The organism is Xanthomonas sp. CFBP 8152, from assembly GCF_014199025.1.
In the GTDB taxonomy this organism is placed as follows: Bacteria; Pseudomonadota; Gammaproteobacteria; order Xanthomonadales; family Xanthomonadaceae; genus Xanthomonas; species Xanthomonas arboricola_B.
Window position 1 is genome coordinate 669,102 of the sequence record NZ_JACHNO010000003.1, and the last position, 14,482, is coordinate 683,583.

The 14,482-nt window shown below is 66.0% G+C and carries 13 protein-coding genes; 10 read left to right on the forward strand and 3 right to left on the reverse strand.

Going from position 1 to position 14,482, the window contains the following annotated elements; translation table 11 throughout:
• Positions 1 to 132 precede the first annotated feature (132 nt).
• Positions 133 to 2,589 (forward strand): S8 family peptidase, encoded by a 2,457-nt coding sequence (locus FHT09_RS14795; RefSeq protein ID WP_104605392.1) that lies wholly within the window; start codon positions 133 to 135, stop codon positions 2,587 to 2,589.
• Between the two features lie 139 nt (positions 2,590 to 2,728).
• On the opposite strand, the gene smpB is transcribed toward FHT09_RS14795, so the two are convergent.
• Complete coding sequence (smpB, locus tag FHT09_RS14800; RefSeq protein ID WP_104538055.1) at positions 2,729 to 3,232, reverse strand: SsrA-binding protein SmpB; 504 nt, start codon at positions 3,230 to 3,232, stop codon at positions 2,729 to 2,731.
• Positions 3,233 to 3,292: 60 nt separating this feature from the next.
• On the opposite strand from smpB, the gene FHT09_RS14805 reads away from it, so the two are divergent.
• Positions 3,293 to 3,724: a type II toxin-antitoxin system RatA family toxin gene (locus tag FHT09_RS14805; protein ID WP_104538054.1), complete on the forward strand. Its 432-nt coding sequence runs from the start codon at positions 3,293 to 3,295 to the stop codon at positions 3,722 to 3,724.
• 2 nt (positions 3,725 to 3,726) lie between these two features.
• Positions 3,727 to 4,002 carry an RnfH family protein gene (locus FHT09_RS14810; RefSeq protein WP_104605394.1) on the forward strand — a complete coding sequence of 92 codons (276 nt, stop codon included), beginning with the start codon at positions 3,727 to 3,729 and terminating at the stop codon, positions 4,000 to 4,002.
• Positions 4,003 to 4,272: 270 nt separating this feature from the next.
• On the opposite strand, the gene bamE is transcribed toward FHT09_RS14810, so the two are convergent.
• Entirely contained in the window at positions 4,273 to 4,668 is a 396-nt protein-coding gene (gene bamE, locus FHT09_RS14815; RefSeq protein ID WP_104538052.1) for an outer membrane protein assembly factor BamE, read from the reverse strand.
• 104 nt (positions 4,669 to 4,772) lie between these two features.
• On the opposite strand from bamE, the gene fur reads away from it, so the two are divergent.
• Positions 4,773 to 5,183, forward strand: a complete 411-nt coding sequence (fur, locus tag FHT09_RS14820; protein WP_166775600.1) for a ferric iron uptake transcriptional regulator — start codon at positions 4,773 to 4,775, stop codon at positions 5,181 to 5,183.
• Between the two features lie 113 nt (positions 5,184 to 5,296).
• On the opposite strand, the gene recN is transcribed toward fur, so the two are convergent.
• Positions 5,297 to 6,961 carry a DNA repair protein RecN gene (recN, locus tag FHT09_RS14825; protein WP_104538050.1) on the reverse strand — a complete coding sequence of 555 codons (1,665 nt, stop codon included), beginning with the start codon at positions 6,959 to 6,961 and terminating at the stop codon, positions 5,297 to 5,299.
• A gap of 116 nt (positions 6,962 to 7,077) precedes the next feature.
• Between recN and hrcA the strand changes: the two genes are divergently transcribed.
• The 6 genes from hrcA to FHT09_RS14855 all read left to right on the forward strand — a co-directional run bounded on the left by hrcA (position 7,078) and on the right by FHT09_RS14855 (position 14,452).
• A complete protein-coding gene (gene hrcA, locus FHT09_RS14830; RefSeq protein ID WP_104538049.1) occupies positions 7,078 to 8,130 on the forward strand; it encodes a heat-inducible transcriptional repressor HrcA in 1,053 nt (350 codons plus the stop codon).
• Positions 8,131 to 8,229: 99 nt separating this feature from the next.
• Positions 8,230 to 8,748 carry a nucleotide exchange factor GrpE gene (grpE, locus tag FHT09_RS14835; protein WP_010366360.1) on the forward strand — a complete coding sequence of 173 codons (519 nt, stop codon included), beginning with the start codon at positions 8,230 to 8,232 and terminating at the stop codon, positions 8,746 to 8,748.
• Between the two features lie 142 nt (positions 8,749 to 8,890).
• On the forward strand, positions 8,891 to 10,819 hold the full coding sequence (dnaK, locus tag FHT09_RS14840; RefSeq protein ID WP_104538048.1) for a molecular chaperone DnaK: 1,929 nt from the start codon (positions 8,891 to 8,893) through the stop codon (positions 10,817 to 10,819).
• A 142-nt stretch (positions 10,820 to 10,961) separates the two neighbouring features.
• Positions 10,962 to 12,089, forward strand: a complete 1,128-nt coding sequence (gene dnaJ / locus FHT09_RS14845; RefSeq protein ID WP_104605398.1) for a molecular chaperone DnaJ — start codon at positions 10,962 to 10,964, stop codon at positions 12,087 to 12,089.
• Positions 12,090 to 12,422: 333 nt separating this feature from the next.
• Complete coding sequence (pdxY, locus tag FHT09_RS14850; protein WP_104538046.1) at positions 12,423 to 13,331, forward strand: pyridoxal kinase; 909 nt, start codon at positions 12,423 to 12,425, stop codon at positions 13,329 to 13,331.
• Entirely contained in the window at positions 13,328 to 14,452 is a 1,125-nt protein-coding gene (locus tag FHT09_RS14855) for a prephenate dehydrogenase (protein WP_104605400.1), read from the forward strand. The genes pdxY and FHT09_RS14855 overlap by 4 nt, the downstream gene beginning before the upstream one ends.
• The last annotated feature ends 30 nt before the right edge of the window (positions 14,453 to 14,482 follow it).

Here is a 14,482-nt window from a genome sequence, read left to right on the forward strand (position 1 = left end):
GGGAAAGCATCAAAACGCTGACCGGATCAGTGTAGGGATCGGAGCGCCTTGTCACAAGTGGTGAGACGTGCAGCGCTTACAGTGGCTTCAGTCCTATCGGACGTAAACGTCTGGTAATCAAGGAGCGAAGCGATGGCGACAGGCAAGCCCCCAGGTCCGCGGCAGTCACGCAGCGCGCCCCGCAAGATCGCACCGGGCGTCGACGTCCCCAAACCGCGACGCGCCACCCGGGCTGCGCAGCAGCAGGCGCAGGACACCGTACTGACGCGCGTGCAGGGCAAGGCGCGCACCGTGATCTACATCCATGGCATCGGCAACAAGCCGCCGGCCGAGGTGTTGCGCTGCCAGTGGGACAAGGCTTTGTTCGGGCGGCCGATGGGCGAGCGCACGCGCCTGGCGTACTGGGTCAATCGCGCGCGTTATCCGGTTGCCGAACCCGGTAACTGCGATGCGCGCGATGTCGGCCCGGCACTCAATCAGAGCGCACAGCGCGCCTTGAGCACGCTTGGGCTGGTGCCAGGCGAGCAGGATCTGCACCTGCTCGCCGACGCCTTGGCGCAGAGCGAGCAGGAACGCAGCGATCTGCATCGATTACTGGACGAACTGGACGCCGCGCCGGCCATGCCGGTGCCAGGCGAAGTACAGGCCAAGGGCCCGATCGATGCGATCAACCGCGTGCTGCTGCGGCTGATCTCCGCCGCGCTGCTGCAGGACGTGCACGATTTGTTCTTCGTGCCCGAGCGTGCGGCGTTGATGCGCGACAGCCTGATGCAGCGGTTGCGCGCGGGCGGCGGGCCGTTTGTGGTGGTGGCGCACAGCCAGGGCTCGATGATCGCCTTTGACGTGCTGCGTCAGCTACAGGCGGCCGAGTGCGAGGTCAGCCTGTTCCTGACCCTGGGCTCGCCATTGGGCCTGCCGCAGGTGCGCAGCATGTTCAAGCGCTGGACCGGCACGCGCAAGCTGCCGTTTCCTGCGTGCGTGCGGCGCTGGATCAACGTGGCCGATACGCGCGACCCGATCGCGCTGGACCCGGATCTCGGCGACGACATCGCCAATGTCAAGGGGCGCTTCGAGAACCTCGCGGGCGCGCGCTTGAATCCGGACTGGCAGCACAACGCGCATTCGGGTTCGGGCTATCTGTCGATTCCGCAGGTGCGCGCGGCGGTGCGCGAAGCGGTGGGCGTCGGCTTCGATCAACCGGTCTCCAACGCCGTGTTGATCAAGGATCTCAGCGAGCAACTGGAAGCGCATGGCGCCGAGCACCGGCACGAAGTGCTGATCGAGCTGGACCGACGGCTGTTGGGCAACGATCCGGCCGCCACGCGCGCGCTGCTGCTGGCGCAACTGCGCCAGGCCGCTGCAGCGACCACCGGCTTGAGCGGCGATGCGCTGGACGAGGCGATCGAGCTGGAAGACAGCTTGCAGCGGTTTGTGTCGGCGCGGCTGACGCGGTTCGAGATCGAATCGCTGCAGGACCGCTACCGTGCACTGGGATTCAGACGCGTGTGGCGCGATGCCGGCAAGCGCGCGTTGATCAACGTGTCCGGCAACGTCCTGCATGCCGATGCGGCGCGCACTGCATATCGCGCGCGCGGGCAACAGATCGGCTGGGCGGTGCTGGACACCGGTATCGCGGCCAGTCATCCGCATTTCTTCGCGAAGGGAGAACACGACACGGTGGTGGCGCAGTGGGATTGCACGCGGCGGGGCGCAGCCAAGCGATTGACGCGCGCTGACGGCGATGCCTTCGCACGGCTGGATCGGCACGGGCACGGCACGCATATCGCCGGGATCATCGCCGGCCACAGCCGCGCGCTGATTCCCGACGCGCAGGGCAACCCGGGCAAACCGCTGGAGTTCGCCGGCATGGCGCCGGACACCCAGCTCTACGGTTTCAAGGTGCTGGACGATGCCGGCAACGGCCGCGATTCGTGGATGATCAAGGCGGTGCAGCAGGTGGCGGCGATCAACGAGCGCGCCGGCGAGTTGGTCATCCACGGCGTCAATCTGAGCTTGGGCGGTTACTTCGATCCGGAGAGCTACGGCTGCGGTTTTACGCCGCTGTGCAACGAGTTGCGGCGGCTATGGCGGCAAGGCGTGCTGGTGGTGGTGGCAGCCGGCAACGAGGGCCTGGCATGGTTGATGCGCAACGACGGCGATGCGTATCCGGCCAACATGGATCTGTCGATCAGCGATCCGGGCAATCTGGAAGACGCCATCGTGGTCGGCTCGGTGCACAAGAGCAGCCCGCACAATTACGGCGTGTCGTATTTTTCGTCGCGCGGACCGACCGCCGATGGTCGCGGCAAGCCGGACGTGGTCGCGCCGGGCGAAAAGATCCTGTCGGCCTATTACGACTTCGACCCGAGAGATCCGGCCAGCTTGATGGTGGAGATGAGCGGCACCAGCATGGCCGCACCGCACGTCTCCGGCGTGCTGGCCGGATTCCTCTCCGCACGCCGCGAGTTCATCGGCTTCCCGGATCGGGTCAAGCAGCTGATGCTGGACACCAGCACCGACCTGCAACGCGATCGCTATGTGCAGGGCAGGGGGGTGCCGAATTTGATGCGGATGCTTGGGAGTACGTGAGGAATCGGGAGTGGGGAATCGGGAATCGTAAAAGCACGATGCTTCTCGCGGATCCCGAAATACCCTCGTCGTGAACTAACTTGAGATCAACGCAGCGAGCCTACCCAGCTCTTGCGATTCCCCACTCCCGATTCCCGATTCACGCATCACGGTTATGCCGCCGCATCACGCGCTGCTTGTCGCGTTGCCAGTCGCGGTCCTTGGCGGCGTCGCGCTTGTCGTGATTCTGCTTGCCCTTGGCCAGCGCGATTTCCAGCTTGACCTTGTTGTTGCTCCAGTACAGCGCGGTGGGCACCAGGGTGTAGCCGTCGCGTTCAACGCTGCTCAGCACCTTGTCGATTTCCCGGCGGTGCAGCAGCAGCTTGCGGGTGCGGCGCTCTTCGGGAATCGTGTGGCTGGACGCCTGGATCAGCGGGGTGATCTGCGCGCCGATCAGGAAGATCTCGCCTGATCGCACGTAGGCGTAGCCGTCGATGATGTTGGCGCGGCCGGCACGGATCGCCTTGACCTCCCAGCCCTGCAGGGCCAGGCCGGCTTCGTAGCGCTCTTCCAGATGATACTCATGGCGCGCACGCTTGTTCAGCGCGATGGTTTTCGTGGCCGTCGCGCCGTTTGCTTTATCCTTGGCTGGTTTCTTGCTCATGCCGCCATTGTCGCCGATTCGGCGTCATCAAACGATCTTCTGTCTTTCACAAGTTAGCGAATGCCTACCATCCGTCGCAGCGCCCTGGTCGAACACAGCGCCACCCGCATGTTCGATCTGGTCAATGATGTTGCCGCCTATCCGCGCCGTTTCGGCTGGTGCGATGCTGCGCAGGTGCTTGAACAGGACCAGGCGCATATCGTGGCGCGGCTGGATCTGGGGCTGGGGTCGTTCCGCACCTGGTTCACCACCGAAAACATGCTCGAACGTCCGGAGCGGATCGTCATGCATTTGCGCGACGGGCCGTTCAAGCGGCTGGAAGGCTTGTGGGAGTTTCAGTCGCTGGGCGAGAACGCCTGCAAGGTCAGCCTGACCCTGGAAGTGGAAACAAGTTCGCGGCTGTTGGGTCCGGCGCTGGCGCTGGGGTTTCAAGGCCTGGCCGACCGCATGGTCAACGATTTCGTGCGGGTCGCCGATCGCGGCGAAGGCTGAGCATGCGGGTCGAAGTCGTGCTGGCCTGGCCGGACTGCTGCAGGTCGGTGTGGCTGGACCTGGCCGAGGGCACCACCGTGGCCGCGGCGATTGCCGCCTCTGGTCTGGCGCCGGATCGACCACCTGCAGCGCAGGCGATTCACGGGCTGATCGCAGGCCCGGATCAGGTGCTACGCGACGGTGACCGGGTCGAATTGCTCAGGCCGCTGTTGCTGGATCCGAAGGAAGCGCGGCGGCGTCGTGCCGGACCAAGCAAGAAAGCCGGCCCCAACGGATAGCGGCTTGCCGGCGCCGCGACGCCCAGGCACCAGAGCGAACTCTTCCGGTCATCGCCATGAAGAGCCGACTGTGTCCGTTGGGTTCGACAAGCGCCGCATGTTGACGCGAGACGCCTGAAAAAAGCCTCAGATATCGGTATCTAGGTTAGCCCTATAGTCCCTGTTGAACAGGTCTTTGCGACCAGGCAAACAAAAAACGCACCCGTGCAGCAGGTACGTTCACCGGACCGACCGCTACTCAAGCGATCGCAAGATCGCCTGGCAAGCGCATCAGCGGCCGCGCTGCTTCTTCTTGTCGCGGGCCAGATTGCGACCGAACTGCTTGGGCGCCGACTTGGCCAGCTGCTCGTCCTGGGATGGGAAATAGTCGCCTTCCCAGCGAGCGACCTGCTCGTTTTCGAAGAACACGGTGAAGTTCTTGACCTCGGTGCGCGCCAGGCGGTCCACGCGCTGGGTGGAGGTGTAGTCCCAGCGCTGCGAATGGAACGGATCGGGGATCGAGGGGGTACCCAGCAACGCGCTTACCTGCTGCTTGCTCTGGCCTACCTGCAGTTGCTCCACGGCATTCTGTTTGATCAGATTGCCCTGGTAGATCGGCTGCTTGTAGATGATGCCGCAGCCAGCGGTGGAAAGAGCAACGGCGGCGACCAGCAGGAAATTACGCATCGGGGATTAAGTGCTGAGGAAATCACGCCGATGATACACTCCCGCCGGTCGCCGCGACCCGTTTGAAGGCAGCTGGCGCTAAATCGCCAATGAACGGAGAACATATGGAAACCCACGACCTGCGCAAAGTCGGGCTCAAGGTGACCCATCCGCGGATGCGGATCCTGGAGTTGCTCGAGCAGAAGAGCAACCAGCACCACCTCAGCGCAGAAGACATCTATCGGCAGCTGCTTGATCACGGCGACGAAATCGGTCTGGCCACGGTGTATCGGGTGCTGACCCAGTTCGAGGCCGCCGGCCTGGTGCTGAAGCACAATTTCGAGGGCGGCCAGGCCGTGTACGAGCTGGATCGCGGCGGCCATCACGACCATATGGTGGACGTGGATACCGGGCATGTCATCGAGTTCGAAAGCGAAGAGATCGAGGCGCTGCAACGGCAGATCGCCGCCCAGCATGGCTACGAGCTGGAGGAGCACTCGCTGGTGCTGTATGTGCGCAAGAAGCGTTCGCGCTGACGGCAAGCCAGCGGCACTGCGACAAACGCACAAGGCGGCTTCGGCCGCCTTGTGCGTTTGTCGCCATCGGCTGCTGGGCAATCCCGGTGGTGGCCGGCAATGCGCCCGGCAGCTCAGGCACTCTGCAGCAGCTTGCGTGCCGCCGCGCGGGCTTCCTTGCTGACTTCCACACCGCCCAGCATGCGTGCCAGTTCTTCCTGGCGCGCCTGCGGGCCGAGCAGTTCGACCGCGCTCTGGGTCATGCCGTCCACTGGCGCCTTGCTGACCCGATAGTGCGTGTGGCCCTTGGCGGCCACCTGCGGCAAGTGGGTCACGCACAGCACCTGGCGCTCTTCGCCCAGGGTGCGCAGCTTCTGCCCGACGATGTCGGCCACTGCGCCGCCGATGCCGGAATCGACTTCGTCGAAGACCATGGTCGGCACGCTGTCCATGCCGAGTGCGGCCACTTCGATGGCCAGCGAAATCCGCGACAGCTCGCCGCCGGAGGCGACCTTGCGCAATGCGCGCGGCGGTTGCCCGGCATTGGCGGCGACCAGGAATTCCACCCGCTCGGCGCCGTTGGGATCCGGACGCAATGCGTCCTGCGGCTGTAGCTGGATCAGGAACTGCCCGCCGCCCATGCCCAGTTCGCCAATCAGCGTGGTGGTGGCGGCCGACAACGCCTCGGCAGCGGTGGTGCGGCTGGCGCTGAGGGTGCTGGCTGCACTGCGCCAGTCGCCAGTCGCCGCGTCGATGTGCTTGTCCAGCTGCTGCAGGCGCTCGTCGGCGCCGCGCAGGTTTTCCACTTCCAGGCTCATGCGGTCGCGTTGGGCGGCCAGCTCGTCCGGGGCCACGCGGTGCTTGCGGGCCAGATCGTGCAGGCGGCCGAGACGGCGCTCCATTGCCTCGAACTGGGCCGGGTCGGCCTCCAGGTCGTCGCGCACGCGGTCGAGCAGGGCCAGCGCCTCCTCTATCTGGATGACCGCGCTATCCAGCAGCGCATCCACCTCGCCCAGGCGCGGCTCGTGCTCGGCCACGCGCGCCAGGTCGTGGCGGCTGTCTTGCAGCAGGCCCAGCGCGGAGGCGCCGTCGTCGCCATTGAGCTGCAGGGCCACGCTGTCGCAGGCGCCGATCAATGCGGTGGCGTGCGCTTGGCGGCGATGATTGACGTCCAGCGCGGCGATCGCGGCCGGGTCCAGGTCCTCGCGTTCCAGTTCGCCGAGCTGGTGTTCGAGAAAGCCGATGCGGTCGGAGACATCGCCTTGCGCGGACAGCGCATCGCGCTCGTCCAGCAGGGCCTGCCAGCGCTGGCTGGCCTGGCGCACCTGTTCGCGCTGCGCGCCGTTGCGGGCGTAGGCGTCGAGCAGGGCGAGCTGGCTGTGGCGGGCCATCAGGGCCTGGTGTTCGTGCTGGCCGTGGATCTCCACCAGCCGCGAGGCCAGCTCCGCCAGTTGCGAAGAGGTGACCGGGCGGCCGTTGATCCAGGCGCGCGAGCCGCCATCGGCACGGATGATCCGGCGCAGTTGGCATTGCCCATCGTCGTCGAGCTCGTTGTCCGACAGCCAGGTCAGGCCCGAATGCCGGGGCGGCAGCTGGAATTCGGCCGACAGTTCGGCGCGGTCGGCGCCGTGGCGGACCACGCCGCTGTCGGCGCGCAGCCCGGACAGAAAGCCCAGCGCGTCCACCATCAGCGACTTGCCGGCGCCGGTTTCGCCGGAAACCACGGTCATGCCCGGCCCGAACTCCAGTTCGGTGGCGCGGACGACGGCGAAATCCTTGATGGAGAGGTGTCTGAGCATGGGGTCGAGTGTGAACGCTTTGGGGCAGCTTAGGGTGAGAGCGGCGGGCAGGGAATAAGACGCTTGCCAACCGCAGGGCCAGACATTATCTATGCCCAGTCTCACCGGATGATCCCATGCGCGCGTCACAGTCCCCAACGCTCGACCCCCGCGCACGCCAACTGCTGCGGACACTGATTGCCCGCTATATCCGCGACGGCGAGCCGGTGGGTTCCAAGACGTTGGCCCAGCACGCGGGGCTGGACGTCAGCCCGGCCACCATCCGCAACATCCTTGCCGATCTGGAGGATGTCGGGCTGCTCAGCTCTCCGCACACCTCGGCCGGGCGGGTGCCCACCGCGCATGGTTACCGGGTGTTCGTCGACAGCCTGGTGCAGATGCAGCCGCCCGGCGAGGAAGAAGTGCGGCGCCTGCGCACCGAGCTGGCCAGCGGTAACGGTACCCAGTCGCTGCTGGGCAGCGCCTCGCAGATGCTGTCGGCGATGAGCCATTTCGTCGGCGTGGTCAGCGCGCCGCGGCGCGAGCAGTTCGCCTTCCGGCATATCGATTTCGTGTCGCTGGACGCGCGTCGGGTGCTGGCGATCCTGGTGTTTGCCGACAACGAGGTGCAGAACCGGGTGATCGAACCGCGCCGGGCCTACGAGCCGGCCGAGCTGGAGCGGGTGGCCAATTACCTCAACGCGCAATTCGCCGGGCGGGCGTTGTCGGACATCCGCGCCTGCCTGCTGCGCGAGTTGCGCATGGCCAAGAACGAGATGGAGCAGCTGCTGGCGCACAGCGTCGATCTGGCCAGCGAGGCGCTGGTGCCGGCCGACGCCGACGACATGGTGATGGCCGGGCAGACCCGCCTGATGGGCGTGCAGGACCTGTCGGACCTTGACCGTCTGCGCGAGCTGTTCGAGGCCTTCGCCAGCAAGCGCGAGATCCTGCAACTGCTCGAACGCACCATCCAGGCGCCGGGCGTGCGCATCTTCATCGGCGAAGAGACCGGCATGGTGTCGCTGGACGATGTCTCGCTGGTCACCGCGCCGTATGCCGCCAATGGCCAGGTGCTGGGCGTGCTGGGCGTGATCGGGCCCAAGCGCATGGCCTACGACCGGGTGATTCCGCTGGTGCAGACCGCCGCCCAGGTGCTGGGCGCGGCCATGGAACCGCCCGGCACGCGATAAGCGGCAGCGATCGACACGATCGTTTTGCTTGAAACGCGCGCGCGCGCCCACATACGGGGTGACGTTGGGGCGGGCGTTCCGCTTGCCCGGGAACTGCACATGAACCAAGACCACCCCGAATTCGACTCCGAAGACCTGTCCCAGAACCCACCCGAGACCGATCCGCTCAAGGCCGAGATCGAGTCGCTGCGCAGCGAGATCGCGCTGGTCAAGGCCGATGCCCTGCGCGAGCGTGCCGATCTTGAAAACCAGCGCAAGCGCATCGCCCGCGATGTCGAAAACGCGCGCAAGTTCGCCAACGAGAAGCTGCTGGGCGAGCTGCTGCCGGTGTTCGACAGCCTGGACGCCGGCCTGACTGCGGCCGGCACCGAGCCCAGTCCGCTGCGTGATGGCCTGGACATGACCTACAAGCAATTGCTCAAGGTCGCGGCCGACAACGGCCTGACCCTGCTCGACCCGGTCGGCCAGCCGTTCAACCCGGACCAGCACCAGGCGATCAGCCAGGGCGAGGCCGAGGGCATCGCCCCGGGCCATGTGGTGCAGGTGTTCCAGAAGGGCTATCTGCTCAACGAGCGTCTGCTGCGCCCGGCCCTGGTGGTCGTGGCCAAGCACGACTGAACCGCAGCGCCCGGCTGAACTGCCCGGCGCATGCGCGAAACGCAGATTCGTGCAGGTGGCTTGAACACCTGCGCACCACCCCCACATCTCAGCCAGACCCGGCGTCGCCGGACACAGCTACAGAATCATCAGGAGCGTATCCATGGGCAAGATCATTGGTATTGACCTCGGCACCACGAACTCGTGCGTGTCGATCATGGACGGCGGCAAGGCCCGCGTCATCGAAAATTCCGAGGGCGATCGCACCACGCCTTCGATCGTCGCCTACACCAAGGATGGCGAAGTGCTGGTCGGTGCCTCGGCCAAGCGCCAGGCGGTGACCAACCCGAAGAACACCTTCTACGCGGTGAAGCGCCTGATCGGCCGCAAGTTCACCGACGCCGAAGTGCAGAAGGATATCTCGCACGTGCCGTACGGCATTCTGGCCCACGACAACGGCGATGCCTGGGTGCAGACCAGCGATGCCAAGCGCATGGCGCCGCAGGAAATCTCTGCCCGCGTGCTGGAAAAGATGAAGAAGACCGCCGAGGACTTCCTGGGCGAGAAGGTCACCGAGGCCGTGATCACGGTGCCGGCGTACTTCAACGACAGCCAGCGTCAGGCCACCAAGGACGCCGGCCGCATCGCCGGTCTGGACGTCAAGCGCATCATCAACGAGCCGACCGCCGCAGCCCTGGCGTATGGCCTGGACAAGAACGGCGGCGACCGCAAGATCGCCGTGTACGACCTGGGCGGCGGTACCTTCGACGTGTCGATCATCGAAATCGCTGAAGTCGATGGCGAGAAGCAGTTCGAAGTGCTGGCCACCAACGGCGACACCTTCCTGGGCGGCGAAGACTTCGATAACCGCGTCATCGAGTACCTGGTCGACGAATTCAACAAGGACCAGGGCATCGACCTGCGCAAGGATCCGTTGGCGCTGCAGCGCCTGAAGGACGCCGCAGAGCGCGCCAAGATCGAGCTGTCGACCAGCCAGCAGACAGAAGTGAACCTGCCGTACGTCACCGCTGATGCCTCCGGTCCGAAGCACCTCAACATCAAGCTGACCCGTGCCAAGCTCGAAGCGCTGGTGGAAGACCTGGTCAAGAAGTCGATCGAGCCGTGCCGCACCGCGTTGAACGATGCCGGCCTGCGCGCCAGCGACATCAACGAAGTGATCCTGGTCGGCGGTCAGACCCGCATGCCGAAGGTGCAGCAGGCGGTTGCCGATTTCTTCGGCAAGGAACCGCGCAAGGACGTCAACCCGGACGAAGCCGTGGCCGTGGGCGCGGCGATCCAGGGCGGCGTGCTGGCCGGCGACGTCAAGGACGTGCTGCTGCTGGACGTGACCCCGCTGTCGCTGGGTATCGAGACCATGGGCGGCGTGTTCACCAAGATCATCGAAAAGAACACCACCATCCCGACCAAGGCCTCGCAGACCTTCTCCACCGCCGAGGACAACCAGTCGGCCGTGACCGTGCACGTGTTGCAGGGCGAGCGCGAGCAGGCCCGCTTCAACAAGTCGCTGGCCAAGTTCGACCTGTCCGGCATCGAGCCGGCGCCGCGCGGCATGCCGCAGGTGGAGGTGTCCTTCGATATCGACGCCAACGGCATCCTGCACGTGTCGGCCAAGGACAAGAAGACCAACAAGGAACAGAAGGTCGAGATCAAGGCAGGTTCCGGTCTGTCGGACGAAGAGATCCAGCGCATGGTCGCCGACGCGGAAGCCAATCGCGAGGAAGACAAGAAGTTCCAGGAATTGGTGCAGGCCCGCAACCAGGCCGATGGTCTGATCCACGCCACCCGCACCGCGATCACCGAGCATGGCAGCAAGGTCGGTGGCGATGTGATCGGCAAGGTGGAAGCGGCACTGTCGGATCTGGAAACCGCCATGAAGAGCGACGACAAGGCGCAGATCGAGGCCCGCAGCAAGACCCTGGAAGAAGCCGGCCAGTCGCTGTACGCCGCCGCCGCCGCGGCAGAGCAGGGCGGCAACGCCGATGCGGCCAGCGGCAACGCGCAGACCTCCAAGGCCGCCGACGACGTGGTGGACGCCGAGTTCACCGAGGTCAAGGACGACAAGAAGGCGTGAGTGGGGAATAGGGAATCGAGAATGGGAGGAGCGGTGCTGCGGCATCGCTCCTTCCCGTTGTCCGACCCTTCCACTTCGATTGCGATTTACTGAGGATGTGCGCTTTGAACGATTTCCGTCTCCCGATTCCCGATTCCCTGTCATGAGCAAACGCGATTACTACGAAGTGCTGGGCGTTGCCCGTGGCGCCAGCGACGAGGAGCTGAAGAAGGCGTATCGGCGCTGTGCGATGAAGCACCACCCGGACCGCAATCCAGGCGACGCTGCTGCCGAGGCGATGTTCAAGGAGTGCAAGGAAGCCTATGAGGTGTTGTCGGACGGCAACAAGCGCCGCGCCTACGATGCGCATGGCCACGCTGCGTTCGAGCACGGCATGGGCGGTGGTGGTGGGCCGGGTGGCCCGGATATGGGAGATATCTTTGGCGATATCTTCGGCAATATTTTCGGCGGTGGCGCCGCCGGTCCGCGCGCTGCGCGACGTGGCGCCGACGTCGGTTATGTGTTGGAACTGGATCTGGAAGAAGCCGTCGCCGGCATCGAGCGCCGCATCGAGATCCCGACCCTGATCGAGTGCGAGCCCTGCCACGGCAGCGGCTCGGAAGACGGCAAGGTGGAAGTGTGCGGGACCTGCCACGGACGCGGCCAGGTGCGCATCCAGCGCGGCATCTTCGCCATGCAGCAGAGCTGCCCGCATTGCGACGGGCGCGGCACGCTGATCCAGAATCCGTGCAAGACCTGCCACGGCGCCGGTCGTGTGGAAGAAGACAAGGTGTTGTCGATCAAGGTGCCTGCCGGTGTGGATACCGGCGACCGCATCCGCCTGGCGGGCGAAGGCGAGGCCGGTCCGGCCGGCACGCCGCCGGGCGATCTGTATGTGGAAGTGCGCGTGCGCGAGCACGCGATCTTCCAGCGCGATGGCGACGACCTGCATTGCGAAGTGCCGATCCGCATCTCGCAGGCCGCGCTGGGCGATATCGTGCGTGTGGCGACCCTGGGCGGGGAGGCGGAGATCCGCATCCCGGCCGAGACCCAGACCGGCAAGCTGTTCCGGTTGCGCGGCAAGGGCGTGCGCTCGGTGCGCAGCCGCACCGAAGGCGATCTGTATTGCCGCGTGGTGGTCGAAACGCCGGTGAACCTGACCGCCGATCAGCGCGCGTTGCTGCAGCAGTTCGAAGCCACGTTCACCGGTGAGGATGCACGCAAGCATTCGCCCAAGTCGGCCACGTTCATCGACGGCGTAAAGGGCTTCTGGGATCGAATGACGTCCTGAGGCTGGGAATCGGGAGTCGGGATTGGGGAATCGTAAGGGCGGCGTGACCGGGCCTGCCGGGATGGTGCGCCAGTGTGGCGATTCGGGATTCGCGGGAGCGGATGCCAGCCTCCGAATGCCAGGAGAATTGCACGGCTGAGCAAGGTTCTCCATACGAATGCCGGCCCCGGGGCCGGCATTTGCGTTCGTGCGGCGGGAGCCCGCAGAGGTAAGGGCGATAGCGACTGCTGCCGGCGCCCAGACAGGCCTGGCGGCGGTGTGTGCGGCGGCAAGCAGACGACGGTCGCATCGATCGACGGTGGGCGTGCCGTGGCGCTGGCGTAAAATGCGGCGATGAACAATCCCCCCGACAGTCATCTGGTCCACGGCCGGCGCCAGCGCCCGGATGGTCCTTCGCCGATCGATGTGATCTCGGTGCAATCGCAGCTGGTGTATGGCCATGCCGGCAACAGCGCTGCGGTGCCGCCGTTGCGTGCGCTGGGCCTGCGGGTGGCGGAAGTGCCCACCACGCTGCTGAGCAACGCGCCTTTCTACGCCACCTTGCGCGGCCGCATCCTGCCGGCCGACTGGTTGGCAGACCTGTTGCTGGGTGCCACCGAGCGCGGTCTGCCGCAGCGCGCCCGCATGCTGGTCTCCGGCTACTTCGGCAGCCTGGCCAATGGCGAGGCGTTTGCCGACTGGCTCGAGCAGACCTTGCCGCAGGCGCCGCAGCTGCGTTACTGCCTGGATCCGGTGATCGGCGACACGCACACCGGCCCGTATGTGGAACCCGGACTGGAGCGCGTCTTCGCCGAGCGGCTGTTGCCGCATGCCTGGCTGGTGACGCCGAATGCGTTCGAGCTCGGGCGCCTGACCGGTTTGCCGAGTCTGCAGCAGGACGATGCCATCGTTGCCGCGCGCGCATTGCTGGCGCGCGGTCCGCAATGGGTGCTCGCACACAGCGTGGCCGGTGCGGACGGTGAGCTGGTGACCCTGGCGGTCAGCGACATGGCACTGTATCGCTGGGCCACGCCGCATCTGCCGGTGGATGTGGCCGGTACCGGCGATGTGCTGATGGCGTTGCTGATCGGTTTGCTGCTGCGCGAGGTGCCGTTCGAGCAGGCGGTGGGGCATGCGCTCAGCGGCGTGCACAGCGCGCTGGAAGCGACCCTGGCTGCGGGCTTTGAAGAGTTCGATGTGCTGGCCGCCGCCCCGGCCGCCCTCGCTGCCGCACCGCGCTTTGCCGTCGAGCGATTGGCATGACGCAGCCGGTGGTCGGCATCGTCGGCATCGCCGGCGCCTACGGGCGCTGGCTGGCGCAGTTTTTGCGCACGCGCATGCGGCTGGAGGTGATCGGCTTCGATCCGGCCGGTGACGGCGACATCGACGAAGCCACGTTGGCGCAGCGAGCGGATGTGTTGATTTTCTCTGCACCGATTCGCCACACCGCCGGCTTGATCGAGCGCTATGTGGACCTTGCCGGCCCGCGCGCCGCGTCGCAGTTGTGGATGGATGTCACCTCGATCAAGCAGGCGCCGGTTGCCGCGATGCTGGCCTCGTCGGCCGAGGTCGTCGGCCTGCATCCGATGACCGCACCTCCCAAATCGCCGACCTTGAAAGGGCGGGTGATGGTGGTCTGCCAGGCGCGCCTGCAGCAGTGGTCCACGTGGGTACAGGCGCTGTGTGCCGCGTTGCAGGCCGAGTGCGTGTACGCTACGCCCGAGCACCACGACCGCGTGATGGCGCTGGTGCAGGCAATGGTACACGCCACCCATCTGGCGCAAGCCGGCACCATGCGCCACTACGCGCCGCTGCTCGGCGAGCTGCGCGCGCTGATGCCGTATCGCTCGGCCTCGTTCGAGCTCGATACCGCGGTGATCGCGCGCATCCTCTCGCTCAATCCGGCGATCTACGAAGACATCCAGTTCGGCAATCCCTACGTCGGCGAGATGCTCGATCGGCTATTGCTGCAACTGCAGGAGCTGCGCGGCCTGGTCGCGCAGGGCGACGATGCGGCGCGCGCGCAGTTCCGCGCCCGGTTCCTGGACGACAACGCGCAGGCGCTGCAGGGCGAGTCGCTCGCCGCCGGCAACTACACCTATGAGCGCGTGGGCTACCTGCTGGCCGACCTCACCGAGCCGCTGACCCTGAGCGTGTATCTGCCGGAAGACCAGCCCGGGTCGTTGCGTGCGTTGCTGCATGTGTTCGAGCAGCATGGAGTGAACCTTTCGTCGATCCACTCCTCACGTACGCCGGTGGGTGAGTTGCATTTCCGCATCGGGTTCGAGCCGGGCAGCGATCGCGCGGCGCTGGCGCAGGCAGCCAGCGACATCGACCGCAGCGACATCGGGCGGGTGCTGGAGCGTTCCGATCGCATCGGGTAGCAGCAGTGCAGTGCGGCCGTGGGCTTGCCC

Bases quoted from the DNA above. Each gene is read 5' to 3' on its own strand.
- dnaK (WP_104538048.1), top strand. From the start codon at position 8,891: ATGGGCAAGATCATTGGTATTGACCTCGGCACCACGAACTCGTGCGTG.
- fur (WP_166775600.1), top strand. From the start codon at position 4,773: ATGGAAACCCACGACCTGCGCAAAGTCGGGCTCAAGGTGACCCATCCG.
- dnaJ (WP_104605398.1), top strand. From the start codon at position 10,962: ATGAGCAAACGCGATTACTACGAAGTGCTGGGCGTTGCCCGTGGCGCC.
- recN (WP_104538050.1), bottom strand. From the start codon at position 6,961: ATGCTCAGACACCTCTCCATCAAGGATTTCGCCGTCGTCCGCGCCACC.
- FHT09_RS14795 (WP_104605392.1), top strand. From the start codon at position 133: ATGGCGACAGGCAAGCCCCCAGGTCCGCGGCAGTCACGCAGCGCGCCC.
- hrcA (WP_104538049.1), top strand. From the start codon at position 7,078: ATGCGCGCGTCACAGTCCCCAACGCTCGACCCCCGCGCACGCCAACTG.
- FHT09_RS14855 (WP_104605400.1), top strand. From the start codon at position 13,328: ATGACGCAGCCGGTGGTCGGCATCGTCGGCATCGCCGGCGCCTACGGG.
- grpE (WP_010366360.1), top strand. From the start codon at position 8,230: ATGAACCAAGACCACCCCGAATTCGACTCCGAAGACCTGTCCCAGAAC.
- smpB (WP_104538055.1), bottom strand. From the start codon at position 3,232: ATGAGCAAGAAACCAGCCAAGGATAAAGCAAACGGCGCGACGGCCACG.
- bamE (WP_104538052.1), bottom strand. From the start codon at position 4,668: ATGCGTAATTTCCTGCTGGTCGCCGCCGTTGCTCTTTCCACCGCTGGC.
- pdxY (WP_104538046.1), top strand. From the start codon at position 12,423: ATGAACAATCCCCCCGACAGTCATCTGGTCCACGGCCGGCGCCAGCGC.
- FHT09_RS14805 (WP_104538054.1), top strand. From the start codon at position 3,293: ATGCCTACCATCCGTCGCAGCGCCCTGGTCGAACACAGCGCCACCCGC.
- FHT09_RS14810 (WP_104605394.1), top strand. From the start codon at position 3,727: ATGCGGGTCGAAGTCGTGCTGGCCTGGCCGGACTGCTGCAGGTCGGTG.